The sequence below is a fragment of the Nocardiopsis xinjiangensis YIM 90004 genome (assembly GCF_000341145.1).
Classification (GTDB): Bacteria; Actinomycetota; Actinomycetes; order Streptosporangiales; family Streptosporangiaceae; genus Nocardiopsis; species Nocardiopsis xinjiangensis.
In genome coordinates, this window is record NZ_ANBE01000035.1 from 42,791 (window position 1) to 66,088 (window position 23,298).

Below are 23,298 nucleotides of genomic sequence, written 5' to 3' on the forward strand. Positions count from 1 at the left end.
AGCACCACGGACTCGGGCCGTTTCAGGCACGACCACCACGAAGCGGGCGCGGGCGGCCGTGTCCGCTTGCGCCTCACCCTGTCGAAGACCCCGAAAGTAGCTACACATAGTCACTCCTTAATTGCGGGGAGTGATGAGTTTAGTGTTTCGGGTCTCCCCAGTCACTCGACAGGGCGGCCCGGTCGTGTCCGATCTCGGCCCGGAAACGTTCCACCTCCCGGTCGGCCCGATCGGCCGACCAGCCCAGGAGCGGGGCGAGCATCCCCGCGATCTCCGGGGCCGCCTCCGTTCCGCCGCTCTCGGCCGTCAAGGACACGCGTGTACGGCGCACCAGCACGTCGGACAGCGTCATCGCCCCTTCGTGCGTGACCGCCCTGCGCAACTCCGAGTCCAGGTGGCCCGCCATCTCCCTCTCGCCCCCGCGCAACAACTCCGGCAGTTCCCCTCCGTACCGGTGCAACATGCGCTCGGCCGCGGCCCTGGAGGTTCCCGCCTCGGCGGCCAGGCGGTCGAGTCCGGAGGCCGCCTCCGCGCGGCCGTCCGCACCCACCAGGGGCAGGTCCGCCGTCCGGCTCGGGCCCGGATCGCGCCCCATCGACCGGGCGGCCGCGTCCACGGCCTCGCGCGCCATCACCCGGTAGGTGGTGTACTTGCCGCCCACGACCGTCACCATCCCCGCGGGCCCGGTGATCACCGTGTGGTCGCGGGAGAGCGCCGAGGTCGCCCCCGGACCGCCCGCGGCCGACAACAGCGGGCGCAGCCCCGCGTAGGCGCCCAGCACGTCGGCGCGCGTCAAGGGACGGGACAGGTACCGGTTGACGTTGCGCAGCAGGTAGCCGACGTCGCTCGCCTCCACCGAGGGCGTGGCCCGGTCCCCGTCGTAGGCCGTGTCGGTGGTGCCCAACAGCCAGTTGCCGTACCACCGGCGCAGGACGATGACCGAGTCCTCCGCGCGTGCGATGAGCCCGGAGTCGGAATCGAACGCGTCCCCGTCCACGAGCAGATGCACCCCCTTGGCCGGGCGCACCGAGAAACTCGCCGGCCCCGCGAGCCGCTGCACGTCCGCGGCCCACACCCCCGCCGCGTTGATCACCGACCCGGCGCGGACCTCCACCTCGCGGCCGGAGAGCTCATCGGCCAACCGGAGCCCGCACACCCGCTCCCCCTCGAGCAGTGCCCCGGTCACCCGGGTGTGGGTGAGCACCGCCGCATCCTCACGCGCGGCGGTGCGGGCCACCGCGAGTGTGTGGCGGGCGTCGTCCATGCGCCCGTCGTAGAACCGGATCGCTCCCGTCACCGACGGGGCCAGTCCCGGGGCCCGCCGGTGCGTGGAGGCCCGGCCCAGGTGGCGGTGGCGCGGCACCCCCAGACGCCCGCGGGACCGCGCCATCGTGTCGTAGGCCAACACGCCCGCGCCGAAGTAGGGGCGTTCCCACCACCGGGTCGTGGGCAACAGGAACGGTTCGGCGCCCACCAGGTGCGGTGCGGTGACCCCGATCATCCGGTCGCGTTCGCGCAGCGCCTCGGCCACCAGCGAGAAGTTGAGCTGTTCCAGGTAGCGCAGTCCTCCGTGCGCGGTCTTGCCCGAGCGCGAGGAGGTGCCGGCGGCCAGGTCGCCGGCCTCCACCAACAGCACAGAGAGGCCGCGGGTCGCGGCGTCCAGGGCACACCCGGCACCGGTGATCCCGCCGCCCACGACCACGACGTCGAACGTGCCGCCGTCGGCCGCGGAGAGCGCACTCTCCCGGGAGGCGGGTGACAGCTGTCCGGGTGCGGTACTCATGCGGGGGGTGCTCCTTCGTGTCTCGTGCTCGTCCCGCCACAGGCCGCGTGCGGCCGACAGGTGGTCCAGGTACCGGGCGTAACCGTCCTCCTGCCGGGCAGCGTAGGCCAGGCCTTCGCACACCCCGCGCACCAGGTCGTGCCGGGACGTGGTCAGCCGCACCCCCGAGAACTACGCGACCGTCCTCAGCATCGAAGGCGAGCGCGTCACCGGCGTCGACTTCACCGGGGCCTTGTTCACCCGAACCTCCCGGAGGATGCCCCGGACTTCAGGTCGGGGAGGAATCCGGATAGTGGCTTAGACCTCGTGTTCATGGTCCTGTCGTTCCGGTTCGCCCCGGATTCTCCCTGGTCATGCTCGGTGCGCCGACGCTCTGTCTGATCCGTCCGGGCGATCTCCTCCCCTCACGCACTGTTTCTGGGAAGGCTGCAGAGAATGCGGATGCCGACCGGACCGACACGGGTAGATCGACCGCACCCTGAACGCGGGACCGGAAATGCCGCCGACCGACTCTTGGAGGATCAAGCCCCGCATGTCTGAAGTTGCTATGTCCGATCTGCCGCCCCTCGGGGGAGGGCCGTTGGCCGCGGTCGCGATCGCCCTGGGCGCCACCGCGGTGCTGACCTTCCTGCTCGGTTACCGGGCAGGCAAGGAGCGGATCGCACCGAACGCGGCGTTCGGGATCAGGACCAAGCGCACCCTGGAGAACGAACGGGCCTGGTACCACGTGCACCGCAGCGCGGCCCCATGGCTCACCGTCAGCGCGGGACTCCTGCTCGCCGGCGCCGTGGCCCCCTTCTTCCTCGGGACCGGGGCCGCCCAGTTCACGGCGATCATGGTCGGCTGTGTGCTCTATGCCGGGGTGCTCTGCACCGGTGCGATCCGGGCACACCGCACCATTTCCTCCACCGCACCGGAGTGAGCGCACCCGGAACGAAGGCCCGGCCGGCGCGAGTCGACCTCCCGGTCGGCTCGTCCCCGGCCCAGCCACCCCGGTTCAGCCCCCGGGCAGGTGCACCTCGAGCGCGATCTCCAGGGCGAGCCGCCGGTCCGGGTCCCCCAGATCGAGGGTGGTGACACCGGCCATCCGGCGCATGCGGTTGCGCACGGTGTTGGAGTGGACCTCCAACATCCGCGCCGCCTCGGCCGGATCCCCTTGCGCACGGAGCCAGGCCCGCAGGGTCGGTACGAAGCGGGTCCCGTGCTCGGTGTCGTGCCGCTCCAGGTCCGCGACCGGCCCGTCGGCGGGACGGCGCCCCGAGGACGAGGACGTACGCAACCGGTGCAGGAGCACCTCGTCCCACGACTCGTCGTAGGCCACCACCTCCCGGTCCGGCCGGGCCGACTGCAGCGCCAGGCTCTCGTCGGCCTCCCGCCGGCTCTCGGCCAGGCGCGCCGGATCGGCCGGGCCCCCGATGCCCGCGTGCACCATCACGTGCTCGGGCAGTCCGCGGACGGTCTCGGCCAACCAGTCGCGGGCCCGGGAACTGTCGGGCCCGCACGGCAGGACCGTGTAGACTGTGCTCCCGAAGACGGTGCTGCGCCCGGGGCGTGACCATCCGAAGCCGGTCGTGGCCCGCTCGAACGCCAGCAGCGCCGCCGCGTGCCGTTCCTCGGGTGTGTGCGCTTGCAATGCCACCACCCTGTGCGGGGACGTGGTCAGGCCGAGTCGGACCGCCGCCTCGGTGGGGTCGGTGCCGCCCTCCAGCAGCCGGCCGACCTGCTCCGACTCCACTTGCCGCTCCAGGTCGGCACTGACCCGGCTGCGCAGCAGGTGCAGCGCGACGGCACGGGTGCCCTCGGCCAGGATCCGGGCGCGCTCGGGCGAGAGCGGGCCCGCGCAGGACAGCCATACCGAGCCGAGGAACTCCCGGCCCACACGCGCCGCCACCGCTGTGCGTGCCCCCATCCCGTACTCCTCCGCGGGCGGCACGTACACCGGTTCGTCGGAGGAGGCCAGCCGGTCGAACACCCCGGACCGCGACAGGTGCTCGCGCAACGCTTCCGGCACTCGGCGGCCGAGGATCGTGTCCAAACGGGCCCGGTCGGTCGAACCCTGGCGCGCCGAGTAGGCCAGAACACGGGAGAGCGGGTCCTCGATCGTCACCGGGCCGGCCAACTGCGCCGCGAGGGTGTCGGCCAGCGTCGGCATGTCACTCGGGCCGCGCCCGGACTCGGTCTCCCCGCCCTCCAGGACCAACCCGAAGACGATGCCTGCGACCTGGCTCCAGGAGACCTCGGGCGGTACCCACAACAGGACGACACCCCGTTGCCGCGCGGCACGGAGCGCCTCGTCGTCCGGGTCCGCCCCGCCGGTGCGTACCACGACCGCCGACGCGTCCGCGGCCTCGGCGAGTTCCACGGCACGTACGGGATCCCGCTCGCCCAACGCCAACAGGAGATCGCCGGACTCGAGGCGCCCCCCGCCCGGGTCGTGCACCGCCACGCTGCGCACGATCGCGTTCACGGGGATGCGCGGGCCGGCCGGGCGCGTTCCGTAGACACCGAGGATCGTCGACAAGCGTTCCAACAGGACCACAGCGCACTCCCCGTGTTCGAGCCTCGTTCAGACCCATATTGTGCTGGTGCCACACGATGCTAGCCAAAAATTGTGCGACACGGACAATGGGTAGTGCGGTTTTTTGAGCAGACTTGTATCGTCCCCCTCGGTATCCACTTGTTCGTCGTCCGTCCTAAGGAGAACGTGCATGGCCGCATCGGCTGTGGACGCACCCCGCGCCGTCACCGTCGTCGGCGCAGGTGTCGTCGGTCTCTCGACCGCCTGGTACCTCCAGGAGCACGGGATCGAAGTGACCGTACTCGAGCGCGACCGCGTCGCCGCCGGTGCTTCCTGGGGCAACGCCGGGTGGCTCTCTCCCGCGCTCGCGGTACCGCTCAACACCCCGAGCGCGCTCCTGGACGGCGCGCGGTCACTGATCGACCCGCACCACCCCTTGTCCGTGCCCCGGTTCCCGAAGCCGGAGCTCGCACGCTTCCTCGCGATGTTCGCCCTCAACTCCACGCCCAAGGGGCATCAGCGGGCCCTTCTCAGCAACGCTCCCCTCAGCCGTGCCTGTCACGAGGCCTTCGACGAACTCCTGGACGGCGGGGTCGGCGCGGTGATCGAGGAAGCCCCCATCACCGCCCTGTTCTCCTCCGAGAGGAAGGCGTTGGGCCTGGTGCACGAGCTGCAGGAGGTGGAGGAAGCCGGTATCCCCGCCTCCCACACCGCGCTCGACGCCGGGGACGTACGCGACCTCGTCCCCGTGGCCTCCGACCAGGTCCGTGCGGGTGTCCGTATCCACGGTCAGCGCTATCTCCGGCCGGCGCTGTTCACCCACGCCCTCGCCGACGCCGTCCGGTCCCGCGGGGGCCGCATCGTCGAAGGGTTCCCGGTCGACGAGGTGCGGTACCCGTCGCGTGCGGGGGACGCCTTCACGTTGACCTCCGAGAAGGGCGAGGTGGAGAAGGCCGAGAACCTCGTCGTCGCTTCCGGGTCGTGGCTGAACCGGAGCGCCCGGCCCTGGGGCGTGCGTACACCCGTTGCGGCCGGCCGCGGCTACAGCTTCACCGCGGGTACCGACCGCCCCGTTCCCGGGCCGGTGTACCTGCCCGAGGCGCGGGTGGCCTGCACCCCGGACAAGGACGGGATACGGGTGGCCGGAACCATGGAGTTCGCCGCGCCGGACGCGCCCGCCGACTCAGCACGTGTGGAGGCCATCGTCCGCTCGGCCGCGCCCTACATGGACGGGGTCGACCTCGAGGACCGTGCCGACACCTGGGTCGGGCCCCGGCCGGTCTCGGCCGACGGACTCCCACTCGTCGGGCCCACCGGTGTGCGCGGCCTGTACGTCGCCGGGGGCCACGGGATGTGGGGGCTCACCCACGGTCCCGCCACGGGACGGCTGCTCGCACGTGCGGTGGCCACCCAGAAGCTGCCCCAGGAGCTGGAGCCCTTCGACCCCACGCGTTGACCCGTACTCCGCGTACCCGAACCCCGCGCCCCGCCGGTGATCCCGGCGGGGCGCAGTATATGAGGAGGCCCCGTGCAACACATGAACACCTGGTTGTCCCGAGCCACACACGAACGACTCGTCCGCGAGCTCGCGGTCCTCACGGGGGGACCGGTCCCGGACGAGGTCGCCGCGGAGTTCGAGGTCCCCGCCGACAAGGACTGGAGGGAGAGCCGCATCGCCCGCATCCAGGAACTGCTGCGCGACGCCGTCGTGGGTGAGACCCCGCCGGACGACGGCATCGCCGAACCCGGCATGGTGCTGACCGTGCGCCACGGTTCCGAGGACGAGACCGAGACCTTCCTGCTCGGTGTGCGCGACGGATCCGACTCCGAGGGGATCACGATCTATTCGCCCGAGTCCCCGCTCGGCCGGGCGCTGATCGGGGCACGCGCGGGTGAGCAGCGCAGCTACACCACCCCGCGCGGTAAGGAGCTCACCGTCACCCTGGAAGGGGCGGTTCCCTACGGGCCTGCCTGAGCCCGAGGCCACGAACCCGTGTGGCGGGCCCGTCGAGGACGGCCCGTCCCAACACCCCGTCCTCAACGGCCGGGCGGCGGTGCTGTACTGCTCCGCAGCGTGAGGGCGGGCTCGAGGACGTCCACCCGGTCCTCCGTGCGTCCCCCGTCCAACCGTTCGACCGCCGCGCGCACGGCGATCTCGGCCATCCGACCGGTGTCCTGCCGCACCGTCGTCAGGTCCAGGTAGGGGAGCGAGGCCGTACGGCTGTCGTCGTAGCCCACCACCGACAGGTCCTCGGGGGCGTGCACGCCCTTGCGCACGAAGGCCTCCACGAGCCCGCAGGCGCACAGGTCGTTGCCGGCCACCACCGCGGTCGGGAGCCGGTCCCGTTCGGCCAGGTACCGGGCGGCGGCCACACCGGATTCCACGGTGTAGTCCCCGGCCAGGACCTCGATGCGGTCGGCGAGCCCGTGGGCGCGCATGCTCTCCAGGTACCCTTCGCGCCGCTGGGCCGCCCCGGGGCGGTCGCCGCCGTCCACGTGGACCACGTCGGTGTGGCCCAGCGCTACCAGGTGGCCGACCGCCTCACGCACCCCTGCGGCGTCGTCGGTGCGCACGCTGTCGGTTCCGGGGGCGCCGGTGTACTGGGCGATCTCGACGACGGGTACCTGCTCGGCGACCTTGGCCAGGTGGGCGGGGGCCTGTTCGGCGAGTCCGATCAGGATGAGCGCCTCGCACCTCAACCCGACCAGGTCGTCGATGGCGCGGCGCTCACTGCGGGTCGGCAGCAGGGCGCCGAGGACGAGTTCGTATCCGGCGTCCGCGGCGGCGGGGTAGAGGGCCTCGACGATGTGGGTCTCGAGCTGGTGCTCCATGGTGAAGAGGACGCCGAGTTGGCGGCTGCGTGCGCGGCGCAGCAGCTGGGCGGCGGTGTCGGCGTGGTATCCGAGGTCCTCGGCGGCGCGCAGGATCCGTTCGCGGGTGCGCGGGTTGGGGCCGGGCTTGTCGGCCAGGACCAGGGAGACCAACTGGCGGGAGACGCCCACGTGCGCGGCGACGTCGGCCATCGTGGGCCGGCGGGAACGGGGCGCGGGGGAGGCTTGCGGCTTCGGCGGCCCCTCCGGGCGGTCCGTGGCGGACCCGGGAGGGGCGGCGGGGGAGACCGGACGCTCGCGGGGGTCGTCCGCACCGCTGCTCGGCATCTGCTCCTCGGCCTCCCTGGTTCTCTCGTCGGCCTCGTCCGGTCACCGCCCACGGTAACCGCAGCCCGTGGACGTGCCGTCCCGGGCAGCGCGAGCGAGTTCACACCCCGCCCCCTTTGAGCGGTCGTGCCGTTTCTGCCAACCTGGAATTAGCACGTGCCAAATCCGTGTTCTCCTCCGGGACCTCCGGGGCAGCGCCGCCCCCGTCACCCGTATCCGCACACACCACCCCTGTCAGTACCAGGAGAGGTACGCCCATGCCCTTCGCTCTGCTCGCGTTGGCTCTCGGCGCCTTCGCCATCGGAACGACCGAGTTCGTCATCATGGGTCTGCTGCCCGAGGTGGCCGCCGATCTCGACGTCTCCCTGTCCACCGCAGGCCACCTCATCGCCGCCTACGCCCTCGGTGTGGTCGTGGGCGCCCCGTTGCTGACCGCTGCGGCCACCCGGTTGCCCCGGCGCACCGCACTGCTGTTGTTCCTCGGGCTCTTCGCGCTCGGCAACCTGGCCACCGTCGCCGCGCCCACCTACGAGACGGTCCTGGCCAGCCGGGTCCTGGCCGGACTCCCGCACGGGGCCTTCCTCGGTATCGGTGCCCTGGTCGCCGCGCACATGGCCGGCCCCGCACGCAGGGCCACCGCCGTGGCACGCATGCTCCTGGGGCTGACCGTCGCCAACATCGTGGGTGTGCCCGCCGGCACGTTCGTCGGCCAGCTGATGGGCTGGCGGGCCGCGTTCCTCGTGGTCGCCGCCATCGCACTGGTGAGCCTGGTGTCCGTACTGATCTTCGTGCCCGAGGTGCCCTCCTCGAAGGGTGTGCGCCTGCGCGGGGAAATCGCGGCGATGGGCCGACCCCAGGTGCTGTTCGGGCTGCTGACCGCCGTCTTCGGTTTCGCCGGGGTCTTCGCGGTCTTCAGTTACATCTCCCCGATGATGACCGAGATCGCCGGGATGTCCCCGTCCGGGGTGCCCGTCGTCCTGGCCCTGTTCGGGACCGGGATGACGCTCGGATCGCTCGTCACGGGGCCGCTCGCCGACCGGTGGCTGCGTCCGACGATCTACGGATCCCTGGCATCGCTGGCCGTGGTGCTCCTGCTGTTCTCCGTGGCCGTCCAGCACCCGGTGAGCGCGATGATCGCCGTCGTCGTGCTGGGCGCCGTCGGGTTCGGTGTCACCGCGCCACTGCAGGTGCTCATCATGAACAAGGCCGCCGGCGCGCCGACCATCGCAGCCGCCAGCAACCACTCGGCGTTCAACCTCGCCAACGCGGGCGGTGCCTGGCTCGGCGGACTGGGGATCGGTGCCGGGCTCGGTTACACCTCGCCGGCCCTGCTCGGCGCGGTGACCGCGGTGCTGGGCCTGGCCGTGGCCTTGACCGCCGGCGCGCTCGACCGCGGTAACTCGGATTCAGCGGGCGATACGGGCACCGACGCCGACGGCGGGACCGGTGCCGGGACCCGGCCCGAGCCCGCCACCGACACGGCCGGTCGCCGCTGACCCACGCGTGAGCGGGGTCGGGCCCGCGGCTCGTCCGGCGGCCGTGCGGGCATGTGCCGTGTCCATGGGTGCCACCTCTGCGTGGCCGGGGCCGGGCCCATTCCCGGATGCCCGGTCCGGTTCCGGCCGCGCGTATCCGTGACGCCCGCACCCCGCCCCCGGTACAACGGTGGGTGAGCGGCGGGCCATGGCCCGGACCGGCGGACCACACCGGCACCGCCCGCACCACGGGCGCCGCTCGGACCGACCGCCCCGAGAGAGGACAGCCGTGACTTCCACCTCCTACGACCCGCACGTGCTCCTGGCAGAGAGCCGCCTGGGGATCCTGGCCACCCTGAAGTCCGACGGCCGTCCCCAACTCTCGCCCGTCCGGCCCCATTACGACCGTTCGGACAGCATCATCCAGGTCTCCACACGCGAGGGGCTCGCCAAGACCGCGAACCTGCGCCGGGATCCCCGTGCCGCGCTCGAGGTCACCCGCTCCGACGGTTGGGCGTGGGCCACCGCCGAGGGCACCGCCACTCTGATCGGGCCCGGCGACGATCCGCACGGCCCCGAGGTCCAGGCGTTGGTCGACCACTACCGAGCCGCCGCAGGTGAACACCCCGACTGGGACGAGTACCGACAGGCCATGGTGGACGAGCGCCGGATCCTCCTCACCCTCGCCGTCGAGCACGTCTACGGTGACCAGCTCCGCTGACCCGTCCTGCTGTGCCCGTGCGGCGCGGTTCTCAGGTGGCCAGAATCTGCGGGGAGAGTGCCTTGAGCATGCCGCGGGCCCAGCGCATCTGTCGTTCCGCCCGTGCGCGGCACCGCTCCGTGGCCGCCAGCAGATCGGCGTCCGCGACGACGTGGGCACCCTGGCCGAGCAGGTCCCAGTCCAGCGCCACCCCCGCCGACATCCGGTACACCCGCCGCAGATCGGCCAGGAGCGCCAGGTCCGCGTCGCCCTCTTCCCCGGGGAGTTCGGGCTGGTCCTCCTCGGCCGGTTCGGGGTGTGCCAGTCCGGCCGGGTCGGACCTGTAGCGAGGCATGACCTCGGTGATCTCGTGTGCGTGCTCACGGGACCAGTACGCCAGGTCCTCGGCCACGTGGCGGACCTCGGGCTCCTCCGAGTGCCGGTCGGCCACCCGCAGCAGTTCGTCGGCCAACGCGCTCTCCGAGCGGTGCAGCTCGCGCAGGGCCGCTACGATCCTCACGGTGCTCCCCCTCCGGTCGTCTCCTCCGAGGTGTCGGGCGTGCCCCGCGTGGCCGCCACACGGTGGTCGAGAGACGCCGAGGCCGTCGTGGTGGGCGCCGGTGCCGGCCGCCCGTCGCCCTCACCCAAGGGACGCAGCCGTGCGACGGCGGTCTTGAACAGGGGCTGCTTGGAGACCGGGTCCCAATCACTGACGGTCATCTCGTTGGCCGCCCGGTCCCGCGCCCCGTCGCCCTCCGAGACCTCGGTGTCCCAGTAGCCGTAGTGGAAGGGCACGAACAGGACACCGGCGCGGATACCGCTGACCCTGGTACGGGCCCGGATCGTCCCGCGCGGTGAGGACACCTCCACCGGGTCACCCTCGGAGAGGCCCGCCTCCTGCGCGTCCGAGGGGGAGACCTCCACCCACACCTCGGGGGCCGCACGCTGCAGCTCGGGAGAACGCCCGGTCTTGGTTCGCGTATGGAAGTGGTAGAGCGTGCGGCCGGTGATCAGGACGAAGGGGTGGTCCCGGTCCGGTTCCTCGTGAGGAGGCACGTACTCCACGGCCTTGAGCATCGCCCGCCCCTCGGGGTTCATCGCCCGGTACTCCATCTCCTCCAACGGGGCTCCGGTGACCAGGTCCCTGCCGTAGCTCTCGCACTGTTCGGGCAGGGCCCAGAACCGGCCGTCCGCGTAGAGGCGCTCGGTACCGTCAGGGCGCTCCTCGTCGCAGGGCCATTGGACACCACTGGCGCCGCGCAGCCGTTCGTAGGTGAGCCCGGAGTAGTCGCAGGGCCGCCCCGCACTGGCTCGCTTCCATGCCTCGAACGCCGACTCCGGATCGTGCCACTGGGGGAAGGGATGGCCGTCGGCGTCGCGGAAGTCCATGCGACGCGCGTAGTCCAGGAAGATGTCCAGGTCCGGCCGAGCCTCGCCGGGCGCTTCCACGGCCTTCTCGGACAGGTGCACCGTGCGGTCGCTGTTGGTGAGGGTGCCCGTCTTCTCCCCCCAGATGGCCGCGGGCAGCACCACGTCGGCGAGCTCGGCGGTCTCGGTCATGAAACAGTCCTGCACCACCAGGAACAGTGACTGTTGTGACAAGAGCGCACGGACCCGTCGTAGCTCGGGCAACGACACCGCCGGGTTGGTCGCGCTGACCCACAGGAAGCGGATCGAGCCCTTCTCCACGTTGCGCATGATCTGCATGGCGTGTGTGGGTGGCGCGTAGTGCGGGATCCGCATCGGGTCCAGGTTCCAGACCCGGGCGAGATCGGCCACGTGCCCGTCGTTGTTCCAGTTCCTGAAGCCCGTCATGTCGCCGTCGGCGCCGCACTCCCGCGTGTTCTCCGCCGTGGGTTGGCCGTTCATCTGCAGAACCCCCGCGCCGGGCCGTCCCAGCATGCCCCGCAGCAGGTGCACGTTGTTGACCTGTACAGCGGCGGCGGTGGCCTGGTTCGCCTGGTAGAAGCCCTGGAGCACGGTCGACAGGAGCCTCTCGGCACCCCCCAGCAGTTCCGCGGCCCCACGGATGGCCGGCGCCGATACACCGCAGATCTCGGCGGCGCGCTCGGGCGGGTACTCGGCGGTCCTCCGGACCAATTCCTCGTAGCCGACGGTGTGGTTCTCGACGTAGGTGTGGTCGACCCGGTCGTTCCTGATCAGTTCGTGCAGGAGAGCGTTCATCAGCGCCACGTTGGTGCCCGGACGGGGCGCCAGGTGCACCGTCGCCTTCCGGGCCACCGGGGTCGGCCTGGGGTCCACGCACACGAGCCGGGGCGGGTTCGGCCCCGCCAACCGGTCGAGGACACGGGCCCACAACACCGTCTGCGTCTCGGCCATGTTGTGGCCGTACAGCGCGATGACGTCGGCATGGTCGATGTCGCTGTAGGAGCCCGGCTGTCCGTCACAACCGAACGACTCCTTCAGGGACGCCGCGGCGGTCGCCGTGCACAACCTGGTGTTGCCGTCCATGTGGTTGGTGCCGATCGCTCCGTGGCCGACGGCAGCGAGGGTGTAGTACTCCTCGAGAAAGAGCTGGCCGCTCGTGTAGAAACCCAGCGCCGTGGACCCCTGCTCGTCGAGCAACTCCCTGCTGCGGCTCGCCACGAGACCCAAAGCGGTGTCCCAGTCGGTCTCGGTCAGCACCCCGTCCCGGCGTACCAGGGGGTGGGTGAGCCGGTCGGGGGAGTGGTTGGCCTGCCAGCCATAGAGGTCCTTGGGCCCCAGGCGGCCGCGGTTGACCCGGTCCTTTCCCCGGCCCCGCACCCCGACGACCCGGCCGTCCTTGACCGCGATGTCGAGCGCGTCGCCGTTGGAATGCAGGATCGTCGCGGACCTCACCCAACGGTCCACCTCTTCCGGGGCCAGCCCCTCCGCCAAGTGGTGGTCGACCCTTGCCGGCCACTGCCGGCCCTGACCGTAGGGGAGCCGTGACCCCCACGGTTGACTTATCGGATCCCTCGAAGGCACGGTCACTCCTCGGCGTCGTCAGTTGTCCGCCAGTACGATTGCGCTGCCCTGGAGAGACGGTCGGCACACGCGGTCCGCTCCGGAGAATCCCTCGTGCCGGACCGAACTCCATCTCGGGGAGCATCTTCTGACATGCTGGGCGGATCGTCCCCCACCGCCGTATCCATTGCCCCTGGGCGGGGACGGTCGGACGACACATTCCCCTCCCTTTGTCTGTAGTCCCGAAGAGAGCTGTCATGAGCAACCCTCCACCGCAAGGCCCGTACGGCGACCCCCAGGGATACGGGCCCGGCCAACCCGGCCAACCCGGTCCGCCCGGTCCTCCGCCCGGTCCTCCGCCCGGGTACGGCCAGCCCGGTCCTCCGCCCGGGTACGGCCCGTCCGGTCCGCAGCCCGGCCAGCCTTACGGCCACGGTGCCCCGCAGTACGGTCCGCCCGGAGGCGGCGCGCCCCCGTACGGACAGCCGGGGCCGCCCGGCTCGCCCTACGGCCCGCCTCGACCGCCGAAGAAGAAGGGCGGGCCGGTCCTGGTCATCGTGCTCGTCGCCGTCTTCCTGGTGCTCGCTCTCATCGCGGGCGGAATCTTCTTCCTCATCGGCGGGGGCGATTCCTCCGGTGAGGGCACTGGTGGGGGCTCCGGTGGCGGTGGCGGCGCTGAGACCAGTGCCCACGATCCGCTCGTCGTCCAGCCGGGCGGTGACGATGAGAGCATCGCTCTGACCTCCAACGGCACGGTGATCGCGCAGGGTACCGACACCGGCGAGGTGTCGTTGTGGAACATCGAGGACGATGCCGCCGAGGGCTCGCTGACCGGTCTCGACTACTCCTCGGTCCTGTCGGTCGATTTCAGTGAGGACCGTTCCCTGTTGGCAGGCGGTGCCAGCGACGGCAGTGTCACCGTCTGGGAGGCCGAGGGCAGCGAGGTGGCCTCCTTCGAGGGCCACACCGACTGGGTGCGCGGCGTGGCCTTCAGCCCGGACGGCAGCATGGTCGCCAGCGGCTCCGACGACGGCGACGTCAAGGTGTGGGACGTGGAGTCCGAGACCGAGGTGGGCTCCTTCGAGGGCCACACCGACTGGGTGCGCGATGTGGCCTTCAGCCCGGACGGCAGCATGGTCGCCAGCGGCTCCGACGACAACTCGGTCATCCTGTGGGACGTGGAGTCCGAGAGCGAGGAGGCGACCCTCGAGGGCCACACCGACTGGGTTCGGGGCGTCGACTTCGGGGCCGACGGCACCGTCGTCAGTGCCTCCGACGACGGAAGCGTCATCGTGTGGGACACCGACCTGGGCGAACAGCTCGGCGCTCTGGAAGGACACAGCGGCTACGTGCGGGACGTGGAGGTGAGCGGCGACGGGCAGACGGCCGCGAGCGCCTCCCACGACGGTTCCGTGCGTGTCTGGGACCTGCAGAACATGGAGGAGTCCGTGGTCATGGAGGAGCCCGGATCCGAATTCGGGGCCGTCTCGATCAGCGAGGACGGCAGCCGTGTCGTGGCCTCCGACCAGACCGGGGACGTCTACGTCTGGGACCTCTGAGGTACCGGCGGTGGGCCGGGGCCGGCCCCGGCCCGCCCGTCGGGCGTCCTCGGAACCGCTGCGGAGAACTGACCGTGTCCCTGCCAGAACGCCTCCAGAGCCTGTTCGTCGCCCTGTCCGCCCTCGCCGGCCTGGGTGCCGGGCTGCTGCTGCCCATCGGCCCGGCGGCCGAACACGTGGTGCTGCCCGCGCTGCTCGTGATGCTCACCGCCGTCTTCGTGCAGATGGACGCGGCTCACGTCGGGGAGGTCCGCCGGGCCAGGACCCTCGTGGTGGTCGGCCTGGTGCTCAACTTCGTCCTCACCCCGGCTCTGGCCTGGGCGCTGGGCACCGGGTTGCTGGGCGGGGATCCCGACCTGCGGATCGGGTTGTTGCTGCTCCTGGTGACCCCGTGCACCGACTGGTACCTGGTCTTCACCGCCATGGCGCGCGGCCACACCGGGATCGCCGCCGCCCTGCTGCCGGTCAACCTCGTCCTGCAGCTGGTCCTGTTGCCGGTGTACGTGCTGCTGCTGGGCGGCGAGGCCGCGATGGTCGACGCCGCGACACTGGCCGAATCGGTCCTGCTGGTGCTCGTGGTACCTCTGGTGCTCGCGCTGGTCTTGCGCTGGGCCTCGGCGCGCTTCAGGAGCGAAGGCCGGCGCGAACGGTTCGTCATTGCTCCTGCGGCGCACATCGTGCTGCCGCTGTTGTGCGCGGCGGTGTTCGCGATGTTCGCCTGGCAGGCCCGCACGGTCCTTGAACACGCCGCGGACCTGTTGGCCCTGCTGCCGCCGCTCGCGGTCTTCTTCGTCGTGCTGCCGTCGCTGTCGGTGATCCTGTCCCGGCTCCTGCGTCTGCCCGCAGCACAGAGAGTCACGCTCACGATGACCGCCACGGCCCGGAACTCGCCCATCGCGCTGGCCATCGCGGTCGCGGCCTTCCCCGACCGCCCGCTCATCGCGGTCGCCCTCGTCGTGGGGCCGCTCCTGGAACTGCCGGTCCTGGCGTTGCTCGCCCAGCTGGTGCGGGTACGTCCCTCCCACGACGACGACCACGACGCGCCGTCCGTGTCCCCGGCAGACACACGCAGGAATCGCACGTGCGAGTAGCTCCGCCACGCGTGCCGTTCGCCCTTGTGGACCCATCGTGTCGTGTAGAGAAGACGCATCTACTACATGGAGGTGCCCGATGGCGTTCCAGCAGTCCCACCCCGAGCTCACCGGCCGTTACACCCTGGACCCCGCGCACACCCGGATCGGGTTCGTGTCCCGGCACGCGATGGTGACCAAGGTTCGCGGCTCTTTCGACGAATTCACCGGCACCGCCGTCCTCGACGGTGAGGACCCGTCCCGCTCCTCGGTGGAGATCGTGATCCAGGCGGCCAGTATCGACACCCGCAACGCCGACCGTGACGCCCACCTGCGCAGCAACGATTTCCTTCAGATGGAGGACCACCCGGAGATCACCTTCCGATCGACCGAGGTCACCCGGACCGGGGAGGAGACGCTCGACGTGACCGGCGACCTCACGATCAAGGGCACCACGCAGCAGGTCACCGTGCCGTTCACCTTCGAAGGCCAGGCCACTGACCCGTTCGGTAACGTCCGCGTCGGCTTCGAGGGTTCCACGACGATCAACCGCAAGGACTTCGGGGTCACCTGGAACGCCACGCTCGAGACCGGCGGGGTGCTCGTCGGGGACAAGGTCGGACTCGAGTTCGAGATTTCGGCCATCAAGCAGGACTGACCCCGATTCGGTGGTGTCAGTGGCGCGGATCACACGGCATCGAATGGTTTCGGGCGGGCTCCGAACGGTTTCGGAGTTCCCGCCCTTTTTGTGTTTTATGTCCGGCCCGTCAGTGGTCCACAGAGGTTCGGCAAACGTGACGCAGGATGAGGAGGCCTGAAACAGGAAAGGCACCCCGAAGGGTGCCGTATCTGCTGTTCAGCGGGGTTTTCCCGCCGGTCGTTCTTGTGTGCCCCCTGGAGGATTCGAACCTCCGCACACGGCTCCGGAGGCCGTTGCTCTATCCCCTGAGCTAAGGGGGCGCGGTTGCGTGCACAACTGTAGCAGGGGCTGTGGGGTCCTCGTCCACTCGAGGCCGGGGCCTGCCCCGTCACACCCCGGATCCCGCATCGCCGCCCACCGCTCGGCCGTTCCAGTGGTGCGCGTTCACCCGCCGACGGTAGGGTCACGCCCGTGAACGCCCTACCCGCACGGGTTCTCGTCGTCGAGGACGACGAAATGATCCGGGAACTCATCCGCCTCAACCTCGAGCTCGAGGGGTTCGAGGTGTTCACTGCCGTCGACGGACAGGACTGCATCGATCGGGTCGACCACATCGCCCCGCACGTGGTCGTGCTGGACGTGATGATGCCGCGCCTGGACGGCTGGACGGTCGCCGAACACCTGCTCGCGCGCCGGAACGAGCTCGCCTGCCGGATCGTGCTGGTGACGGCGCGCGCACAAGAAGAGGACCGCAGGCATGGGGAACGCATCGGGGTGGACGCCTACATGACCAAACCCTTCGACCCCGACGCACTCGTGGAGATCGTCCGCGAGCTGCTGGAGGGGGAGCAGGAGTGACCCCCTGGTCCCTGGAGGCGGAGGTCCGGGGCGCCGCGGTGCGCGCCTTCGACCTCGACCCGGAGCGGGTCCCCTTCGCCTGGCCGCGTGCCGAACAGGCTCAGCAGGGCCACGACGCCGCCTCCCCGCTCGCGCCCCGCATCGTGCGCCTCGTGGGGACCTCTCGGGGCAAGGACGCGCCCGCGCTCGTGGGCGGACGCCTGGCCGAGGAGCTGCGCCCGGGGTACGCCGATGTCCGCGGTGACTCGAGAGGGTTCGTCAACGTCACCTTCACCGCCGAACAGCGCGCCCGCATGACCCGCGCGGCCGCCGACGGCCCCCGCTGGCTCACCGGTCGTGCCTGGAACGGGGAGGGCCTCTGGCCGCGCACCGCCCTGCACGGGGCCGGCCCGCTCGCCCAGGCCCGCAGGCACGCACGCGCCGACGCACGCGCCCGCATCGCCCTGGCCCTCGAGGACCAGGCCCCGCCCGCCGGACCGGGGGAGAGGGAAGCCGGATGGCGCGACCCCTATCGCGACGGCGACACTCCCGAGCTGCTCTCCGAGGCCGCCCGGGCCCTGGGTGCCATCGGCGAGGACAGCGCCCGTGTGGCCTTCTGCCGTTCCATCCCCGAACGCCCCCGCGAACGCGAGACCACCGGGAACGATCTTCCGGTGCTCCCCTCCGCCGACCGTCCGGGCGCCTGGTCCCGCCTGACCGACGCCAACCCGGCCTTCCGCCTGCGCTACGCCCATGCCCACGCCACCAGCCAGGGGCGGTGGAGCGCCGACGGGGCCCTGCCCCCCGCGACCTGTCCCGCACACACGGCGTCGGTGCGCGGGTTCCTGTTCGACGGCCCCAGTGCCCTGGACTCGGCCGCACGCAGAGAGGAACCCCATATCCTGGTCAGATACCTGGAGGGGCTGGCCAGTGCCTACGATGAGTGGCGGACGTGTCCCCGTGCCGCCGCGCGGGCGGAGGGGGCCGTCGCGGACCCGGCGCTACCCGCCGCCGTCGCCGGGGTCCTGCGCACGGGGCTCTTCCTCCTCGGCGTGTCCGCGCCCACAAGGCTGTAGGACTCGCCGGAGACGCCGTCGCGCGCCCTGCCCCGACCTCCTCGTCCCGACCGGACCGGTGGACAATGACCGGGGCGTCCTCCGCCACAGCACAGACGAAAGTCCAGTCGAAAGCCCATCATGAGCCGCTACGCGCACCCCGCCGGATCCCGTCACGCGGAGGTCCTGCCGGAGGAGAACCCGCCACTGCCGCCCGAGGACCTCAACGCCCTCGACCCCAAGGTCTGGCCCGCCACGTCCCGCCGTGTGGAGGGCGAGCTGACCGTCGGCGGCCTCGGCGTCGGTGACCTCGCCCGTACCCACGGCACGCCGCTCTTCGTCATGGACGAGGAGGACTTCCGTGCCCGGGCCCGCGACTACAGCACCGCCTTCGCCGGTTCGGACGTCTACTACGCCGGCAAGGCCCTGCTCACCAAGGCCGTCGCCCGCTGGGTCACCGAGGAAGGCATGAAGCTCGACGTGTGCTCGGGCGGTGAACTGGCCGTCGCCCTGGCCGCCGGGGTCCAGCCGGAGCGCATCGGCATGCACGGCAACAACAAGTCCGTCGCCGAACTGCGCCGAGCCGTCGAGGCCGGTGTCGGCCGCATCATCGTCGACTCCCTCGACGAGATCGACCGCCTGGAGTCGGTGGCCGCCGGGGCCGGCGCCCGCCCCAAGGTCCTCATCCGCGTCACCACGGGCGTGGAGGCGCACACACACGAATTCGTCGCCACCGCGCACGACGACCAGAAGTTCGGTTTCGCGATGAGTACGGGAGCGGCCGCGGAGGCTGTCCGCCGCACCCTGGCCGCAGAACACATCGACCTCGTCGGACTGCACTCGCACATCGGCTCGCAGATCTTCGACACCTCCGGGTTCGAGGTCGCCGCACGCCGGGTCGCGCGCTTCCTCACGCGGATCCACGAGGAACTCGACATCACCCTGGCCGAGCTCGACCTCGGCGGCGGACTGGGCATCGCCTACACCTCCGACGACGATCCCCTCGACCCCAAGACCATCGCGGCCGGTCTGAGCACCATCGTGCACCGCGAGTGCGAGGAAGCCGGGCTGCCGGTGCCCCGCATCGCCGTGGAACCGGGCCGGGCCATCGCGGGCCCCGCAGGCATCACCGTCTACGAGGTCGGCACCGTCAAGGACGTCGAGGGCATCCGCACCTACGTCAGCGTCGACGGCGGCATGAGCGACAACATCCGCACCGCCCTGTACGGGGCGGAGTACACAGGGCGCCTGGTGTCCCGGGTCAGCGAGGCCGGGCCGATGCTCTCGCGCCTGGTCGGCAAGCACTGCGAGAGCGGTGACATCATCGTGCACGACCTGTACCTGCCCGAGGACCTGCGTCCCGGGGACCTGGTCGCGGTCGCGGCCACAGGTGCCTACTGCTACTCCATGGCGAGCAACTACAACCATCTGCCGCGCCCGGCCATGGTCGCGGTACGGGACGGGGACGCGCGGGTCATCGTGCGCAGGGAGACCGAGGAGGACCTGCTCCGGCTCGACGTCGGCTGAAAAGTCCCGGAGCGGCCCCGGCCGCGCGAGGTCACGGACACGAGAGAAGTGGGAGTCACGCCCAAATGGCGATGAAGGTGGCGCTGCTCGGATGCGGCGTAGTGGGTTCGGAAGTCGTCCGACTGGTCGACGAGCAGCCCGAGGAACTGGCCGCACGCGTGGGCACACCGTTGGAGATCGGCGGTATCGCGGTGCGCCGCCTCGACCGCGACCGCGGTGTCGACCCGGCACTACTGACCACCGACGCCACGGAACTGGCCACCCGGCCCGACATCGACGTGGTCATCGAGGTCATCGGCGGTATCGAACCGGCCCGGTCGCTGATCCTGTCCGCGCTCAAGGCCGGCAAATCCGTGGTCACAGCGAACAAGGCGCTGCTGGCCGAGGACGGACAGACCCTGCACGCCGCCGCGCGTGAAGCCGGCGTCGACCTGTTCTACGAGGCCTCGGTGGCCGGGGCGATCCCGCTCCTGCGCCCACTGCGGGACTCCCTGGCCGGGGACCGTGTCAACCGCGTACTGGGCATCGTCAACGGCACGACCAACTACGTCCTGGACCGCATGGACTCGGTCGGTACCGGCTTCACCGAGGCCCTGGAAGAGGCCCAGACCCTCGGATACGCCGAGGCCGACCCCACCGCCGACGTGGAAGGCTTCGACGCCGCAGCCAAGGCAGCGATCCTGGCCCGCCTGGCCTTCCACACCCAGCAGGTCACCGCCGCCGACGTGCACCGCGAGGGCATCACCGGTGTCTCCGCCGCCGACATGGCCGGCGCCCGCGCCATGGGCTGTGTGGTCAAACTCCTGGCGATCTGCCAGCGCTCCGAGGACGGAGAGTCCGTGGGCGTGCGGGTCCACCCGGTGATGCTCCCCGTCGAGCATCCCCTCGCCAGCGTCAAGGAGGCCTACAACGCGGTCTTCGTCGAGGCCGAGTCCGCCGGCAGCCTGATGTTCTACGGTGCCGGGGCCGGAGGCACCCCCACCGCCAGCGCCGTCCTCGGCGACATGGTGGCCGTGGCCCGTAACCGCCTCGCCGGGACCCACGTGGGCGAGGGCGGACACGACACCGGCCTGCCCGTCCACGACATGGGCGAGACCGTCACCAGCTACCACGTCTCCCTGGACGTGGCCGACCGTCCCGGCGTGCTCGCCAAGGTCGCCGAGATCTTCGCCGAACACGGGGTCTCCATCAAGAACGTGCGCCAGGAAGGCAGCGGTGACGACGCCCAACTCGTCCTCGTCAGCCACCGAGCGCCCGACGCCGCACTGCGCAACACCGTCGAGCGCTTGCAGGAGGACGACTCCGTGCGGGAGGTCGCCAGCGTGATGCGGGTGGAGAACTTCGACTAGCTGTGTTCGTCGCGGGCCCCGCTCCACTTCGGCCCGGCCCGGAAGAGGCTCTACGGGGCCGTCCGGCCGTGTGTGCCGGGCGGCCGCCCATACAACCGAAAATTGACCGAATAACGAGACGAGCGACCGCGATACGAGATGGTCTCCTGGTGGCCATAGACTCGTGGGCAGGTGGGAGCCCCCGCACGCGTGCCGGGCGGCCCATCGGACAGATCGCGCGTGGAGCGTCATCCAACACCCGAAAGGGACACCGTCGTGAGCATGGCACGGGCGTGGCGAGGCGTCGTCGAGGAATACCGCGACCGCCTCCCCGCCAACGAGAAGACCCCGGTCGTCACACTCCAGGAGGGTGGGACTCCGCTCCTTCCCGCCACGCGCGTGTCCGAGCTGACCGGCTGCGACGTCCATCTCAAGGTGGAGGGCCTCAACCCGACCGGTTCCTTCAAGGACCGCGGCATGACCATGGCCATCAGCAAGGCGGCCGAGGAAGGCGCCCAGGCGGTCATCTGCGCCTCCACCGGAAACACGAGCGCGAGCGCCGCCGCCTACGCCATCCGTGCGGGTATGACCTGCGCAGTCCTGGTGCCCCAGGGCAAGATCGCCATGGGCAAGCTCGCCCAGGCCCTCGTGCACGGCGCCCGCCTGCTCCAGGTCGAGGGCAACTTCGACGACTGTCTGGAACTGGCCCGCAAGCTCAGCATCGACTACCCGGTCGCGCTGGTGAACTCGGTCAACCCCTACCGCCTCCAGGGACAGAAGACCGCCGCGTTCGAGGTCGTCGACGCGCTCGGCGATGCCCCCGACATCCACTGCATTCCCGTGGGCAACGCCGGCAACATCTCCGCCTACTGGATGGGCTACTCCGAGTACGCCGACGACGGTGTCTCCAGCCGTAAGCCCCGCATGTTCGGGTTCCAGGCCAGCGGATCCGCGCCGCTGGTCGACGGTGAGCCGGTCACCACTCCCAACACCATCGCCACCGCCATCCGCATCGGCAACCCGGCCTCCTGGAGCCTCGCCGAGAGTGCACGGGAGGAGTCCGGCGGGCTCATCGACAAGGTCACCGACCGCCAGATCATGGCCGCCTACAAGCTCCTGGCCGCTGAAGAGGGCGTCTTCGTCGAGCTCGCCTCCGCCGCGAGCGTGGCCGGGCTGATCCAGGCTGCCGAGCGGGGTCTGGTGCCCCGGGGCAGCCGTGTGGTCTGCACCGTCACCGGCAACGGCCTCAAGGACCCGGACTGGGCCCTGGCCGGTGCCGGCGCGGCGACCACCGTCCCGGTCGATGCCCAGACCGCCGCCCAGGCCCTCGACCTCGCCTGACCCCGGGGCGGACTCCCCCGCTCGCACACGCAGCTCCCGGACACGCCCCGGGACGCCCCATCGAGGAGCCACGATGACCCGACCCACGCGGGTGACGGTCCACGCGCCCGCAACGAGCGCCAACCTCGGTCCCGGGTACGACGCCCTGGGCCTGGCGCTGAACCTTTACAACGAGTTCGAGGTCCGCGTCCGCGACGACGCCCGGACGACGGTCCACGTCGAGGGCGAGGGCGCCGGTGAGGTCCCGCTCGACGAGCGCCACCTGGTGATCCGTGCGCTGCGCGAGGCCTTCGACCGGGCGGGTGAGAAGGCCCCCGGCCTCGACCTGGTCTGTGTGAACCGCGTGCCGCACTCACGCGGGTTGGGTTCGTCCTCCACCGCGATCGTCGGCGGGGTCACCGTGGCGGCGGCGCTGCTGGGCCGTACCGGTCCCGACGGTGGTCCCGACCGCGACTGGATCTACCGGGTCGCAGCCGATCTCGAGGGCCACCCCGACAACGTGGCGCCCTGCGTGTACGGCGGTTACACGGTCGCCTACCGGGAGGGGCAGGAGTGGGGCGCGGTCTCCGGGGCCGTGGACCCGCGCATCCTCCCGGTGGTGTGCGTGCCGGGCTGGCGGCTCTCCACCGAACGGGCCCGCAGCCTGCTCCCGGAGACCGTCCCGCACACCGACGCGGCCTTCAACGCAGGCCGTGCCGCACTCATGACGGCGGCCGTTTGCGGCCACCCCCGAGGTCTGTACGCGGCCACCCGGGATCGGCTACACGAGTCCTACCGGGCCCCGGCCATGCCACTGACCCTCGGTCTCGTCTCCGACCTCAGGGAACACGAGAATCTACCGGCCGTGGTATCGGGTGCGGGCCCCACCGTGCTCGTGCTGTGTTCGGTGACGGAGGGTGACGCGGACACGGAATCGCCGGAAATCGCCCGGCAGCTTGATTCGATCCGGGGGAGAGCGGGTAAAGATTGGGACGTACGCCCCCTGCACGTCGAGCCGGCGGGGGTGTGGACCCCATCTCCCCATCCGTAGCTTCCGTGTCGAGGAATAGCCGTGGCCGCTGGTGATGTTAGGCTTGGTGAAGCACCAGATGCCCCGTTGCGGGGCGTGTGCTCATCCGCCATGACGGCACCCGCATCCCATACTCCGGCGGTCCGGTCCTACGATCGCGCGGAGGCGGTGGCCCGAGTGGCGAGTCAGCGGTTCACCGCGGCCTTGCCCTTCATTTCCCGCAGTCACCTTTTCCTCGGATGAGTGTGACCACGGTTGACGGGCATCATCACCGAGCCATCCGCCCCGACGTCTGGCCTCACCCAGAGCTCGCCGCGATTGGGTAGGGGACCGTCTTCTCGCCGGTTT

At 71.1% G+C, this 23,298-nt stretch carries 19 protein-coding genes and 1 tRNA gene; 14 read left to right on the forward strand and 6 right to left on the reverse strand.

Going from position 1 to position 23,298, the window contains the following annotated elements; genetic code table 11:
* Positions 1-139: 139 nt before the first annotated feature.
* On the reverse strand, positions 140-1,945 hold the full coding sequence (locus D473_RS0117270) for a glycerol-3-phosphate dehydrogenase/oxidase (protein WP_017610304.1): 1,806 nt from the start codon (positions 1,943-1,945) through the stop codon (positions 140-142).
* A 370-nt stretch (positions 1,946-2,315) separates the two neighbouring features.
* Here D473_RS0117270 and D473_RS25005 point away from each other — a divergent pair, with 370 nt between their 5' ends.
* Positions 2,316-2,705, forward strand: coding sequence for an SdpI family protein (locus D473_RS25005; protein ID WP_241474814.1), 390 nt, complete (start codon positions 2,316-2,318; stop codon positions 2,703-2,705).
* 75 nt (positions 2,706-2,780) lie between these two features.
* Here the strand turns inward: D473_RS25005 and D473_RS0117285 are convergent, their stop codons facing one another.
* On the reverse strand, positions 2,781-4,322 hold the full coding sequence (locus D473_RS0117285; protein WP_017610306.1) for a helix-turn-helix domain-containing protein: 1,542 nt from the start codon (positions 4,320-4,322) through the stop codon (positions 2,781-2,783).
* A 169-nt stretch (positions 4,323-4,491) separates the two neighbouring features.
* Between D473_RS0117285 and D473_RS0117290 the strand changes: the two genes are divergently transcribed.
* Both D473_RS0117290 and D473_RS0117295 read left to right on the forward strand, forming a co-directional pair.
* Positions 4,492-5,757, forward strand: coding sequence for an NAD(P)/FAD-dependent oxidoreductase (locus D473_RS0117290; protein WP_017610307.1), 1,266 nt, complete (start codon positions 4,492-4,494; stop codon positions 5,755-5,757).
* Positions 5,758-5,838: 81 nt separating this feature from the next.
* Entirely contained in the window at positions 5,839-6,276 is a 438-nt protein-coding gene (locus tag D473_RS0117295; RefSeq protein WP_017610308.1) for a GreA/GreB family elongation factor, read from the forward strand.
* 62 nt (positions 6,277-6,338) lie between these two features.
* Here the strand turns inward: D473_RS0117295 and D473_RS0117300 are convergent, their stop codons facing one another.
* Complete coding sequence (locus D473_RS0117300) at positions 6,339-7,460, reverse strand: LacI family DNA-binding transcriptional regulator (protein WP_017610309.1); 1,122 nt, start codon at positions 7,458-7,460, stop codon at positions 6,339-6,341.
* Positions 7,461-7,717: 257 nt separating this feature from the next.
* On the opposite strand from D473_RS0117300, the gene D473_RS0117305 reads away from it, so the two are divergent.
* On the forward strand, positions 7,718-8,956 hold the full coding sequence (locus tag D473_RS0117305; protein ID WP_017610310.1) for an MFS transporter: 1,239 nt from the start codon (positions 7,718-7,720) through the stop codon (positions 8,954-8,956).
* A gap of 268 nt (positions 8,957-9,224) precedes the next feature.
* A complete protein-coding gene (locus D473_RS0117310; RefSeq protein WP_017610311.1) occupies positions 9,225-9,656 on the forward strand; it encodes a PPOX class F420-dependent oxidoreductase in 432 nt (143 codons plus the stop codon).
* Positions 9,657-9,687: 31 nt separating this feature from the next.
* On the opposite strand, the gene D473_RS0117315 is transcribed toward D473_RS0117310, so the two are convergent.
* Entirely contained in the window at positions 9,688-10,155 is a 468-nt protein-coding gene (locus D473_RS0117315) for a hypothetical protein (RefSeq protein WP_017610312.1), read from the reverse strand.
* Positions 10,152-12,476, reverse strand: a complete 2,325-nt coding sequence (locus D473_RS0117320) for a molybdopterin oxidoreductase family protein (RefSeq protein ID WP_241474815.1) — start codon at positions 12,474-12,476, stop codon at positions 10,152-10,154. Before D473_RS0117320 ends, D473_RS0117315 begins: the two co-directional genes overlap by 4 nt.
* 365 nt (positions 12,477-12,841) lie before the next feature.
* Between D473_RS0117320 and D473_RS0117325 the strand changes: the two genes are divergently transcribed.
* The 3 genes from D473_RS0117325 to D473_RS0117335 all read left to right on the forward strand — a co-directional run bounded on the left by D473_RS0117325 (position 12,842) and on the right by D473_RS0117335 (position 15,871).
* The gene (locus D473_RS0117325; protein ID WP_241474816.1) at positions 12,842-14,143 is read left to right on the forward strand and encodes a WD40 repeat domain-containing protein; all 1,302 of its coding nucleotides are present in this window, start codon (positions 12,842-12,844) and stop codon (positions 14,141-14,143) included.
* Positions 14,144-14,217: 74 nt separating this feature from the next.
* Positions 14,218-15,234: an arsenic resistance protein gene (locus D473_RS0117330; RefSeq protein WP_017610315.1), complete on the forward strand. Its 1,017-nt coding sequence runs from the start codon at positions 14,218-14,220 to the stop codon at positions 15,232-15,234.
* A gap of 79 nt (positions 15,235-15,313) precedes the next feature.
* The gene (locus tag D473_RS0117335) at positions 15,314-15,871 is read left to right on the forward strand and encodes a YceI family protein (RefSeq protein WP_017610316.1); all 558 of its coding nucleotides are present in this window, start codon (positions 15,314-15,316) and stop codon (positions 15,869-15,871) included.
* 230 nt (positions 15,872-16,101) lie between these two features.
* Here D473_RS0117335 and D473_RS0117340 read toward each other — a convergent pair.
* Positions 16,102-16,173 (reverse strand) — tRNA-Arg (locus D473_RS0117340).
* A gap of 151 nt (positions 16,174-16,324) precedes the next feature.
* Between D473_RS0117340 and D473_RS0117345 the strand changes: the two genes are divergently transcribed.
* The 6 genes from D473_RS0117345 (at position 16,325) to thrB (ending at position 22,971) form a co-directional block, all read left to right on the forward strand.
* Positions 16,325-16,711, forward strand: coding sequence for a response regulator transcription factor (locus tag D473_RS0117345; RefSeq protein WP_017610317.1), 387 nt, complete (start codon positions 16,325-16,327; stop codon positions 16,709-16,711).
* Positions 16,708-17,766, forward strand: coding sequence for a DALR anticodon-binding domain-containing protein (locus tag D473_RS0117350; RefSeq protein WP_017610318.1), 1,059 nt, complete (start codon positions 16,708-16,710; stop codon positions 17,764-17,766). The genes D473_RS0117345 and D473_RS0117350 overlap by 4 nt, the downstream gene beginning before the upstream one ends.
* A gap of 120 nt (positions 17,767-17,886) precedes the next feature.
* Complete coding sequence (gene lysA / locus D473_RS0117355) at positions 17,887-19,272, forward strand: diaminopimelate decarboxylase (RefSeq protein WP_017610319.1); 1,386 nt, start codon at positions 17,887-17,889, stop codon at positions 19,270-19,272.
* A gap of 65 nt (positions 19,273-19,337) precedes the next feature.
* Entirely contained in the window at positions 19,338-20,621 is a 1,284-nt protein-coding gene (locus tag D473_RS0117360) for a homoserine dehydrogenase (protein ID WP_017610320.1), read from the forward strand.
* 261 nt (positions 20,622-20,882) lie between these two features.
* Positions 20,883-21,941 carry a threonine synthase gene (gene thrC, locus D473_RS0117365; RefSeq protein WP_193373290.1) on the forward strand — a complete coding sequence of 353 codons (1,059 nt, stop codon included), beginning with the start codon at positions 20,883-20,885 and terminating at the stop codon, positions 21,939-21,941.
* 91 nt (positions 21,942-22,032) lie between these two features.
* A complete protein-coding gene (gene thrB, locus D473_RS0117370) occupies positions 22,033-22,971 on the forward strand; it encodes a homoserine kinase (RefSeq protein ID WP_017610322.1) in 939 nt (312 codons plus the stop codon).
* The last annotated feature ends 327 nt before the right edge of the window (positions 22,972-23,298 follow it).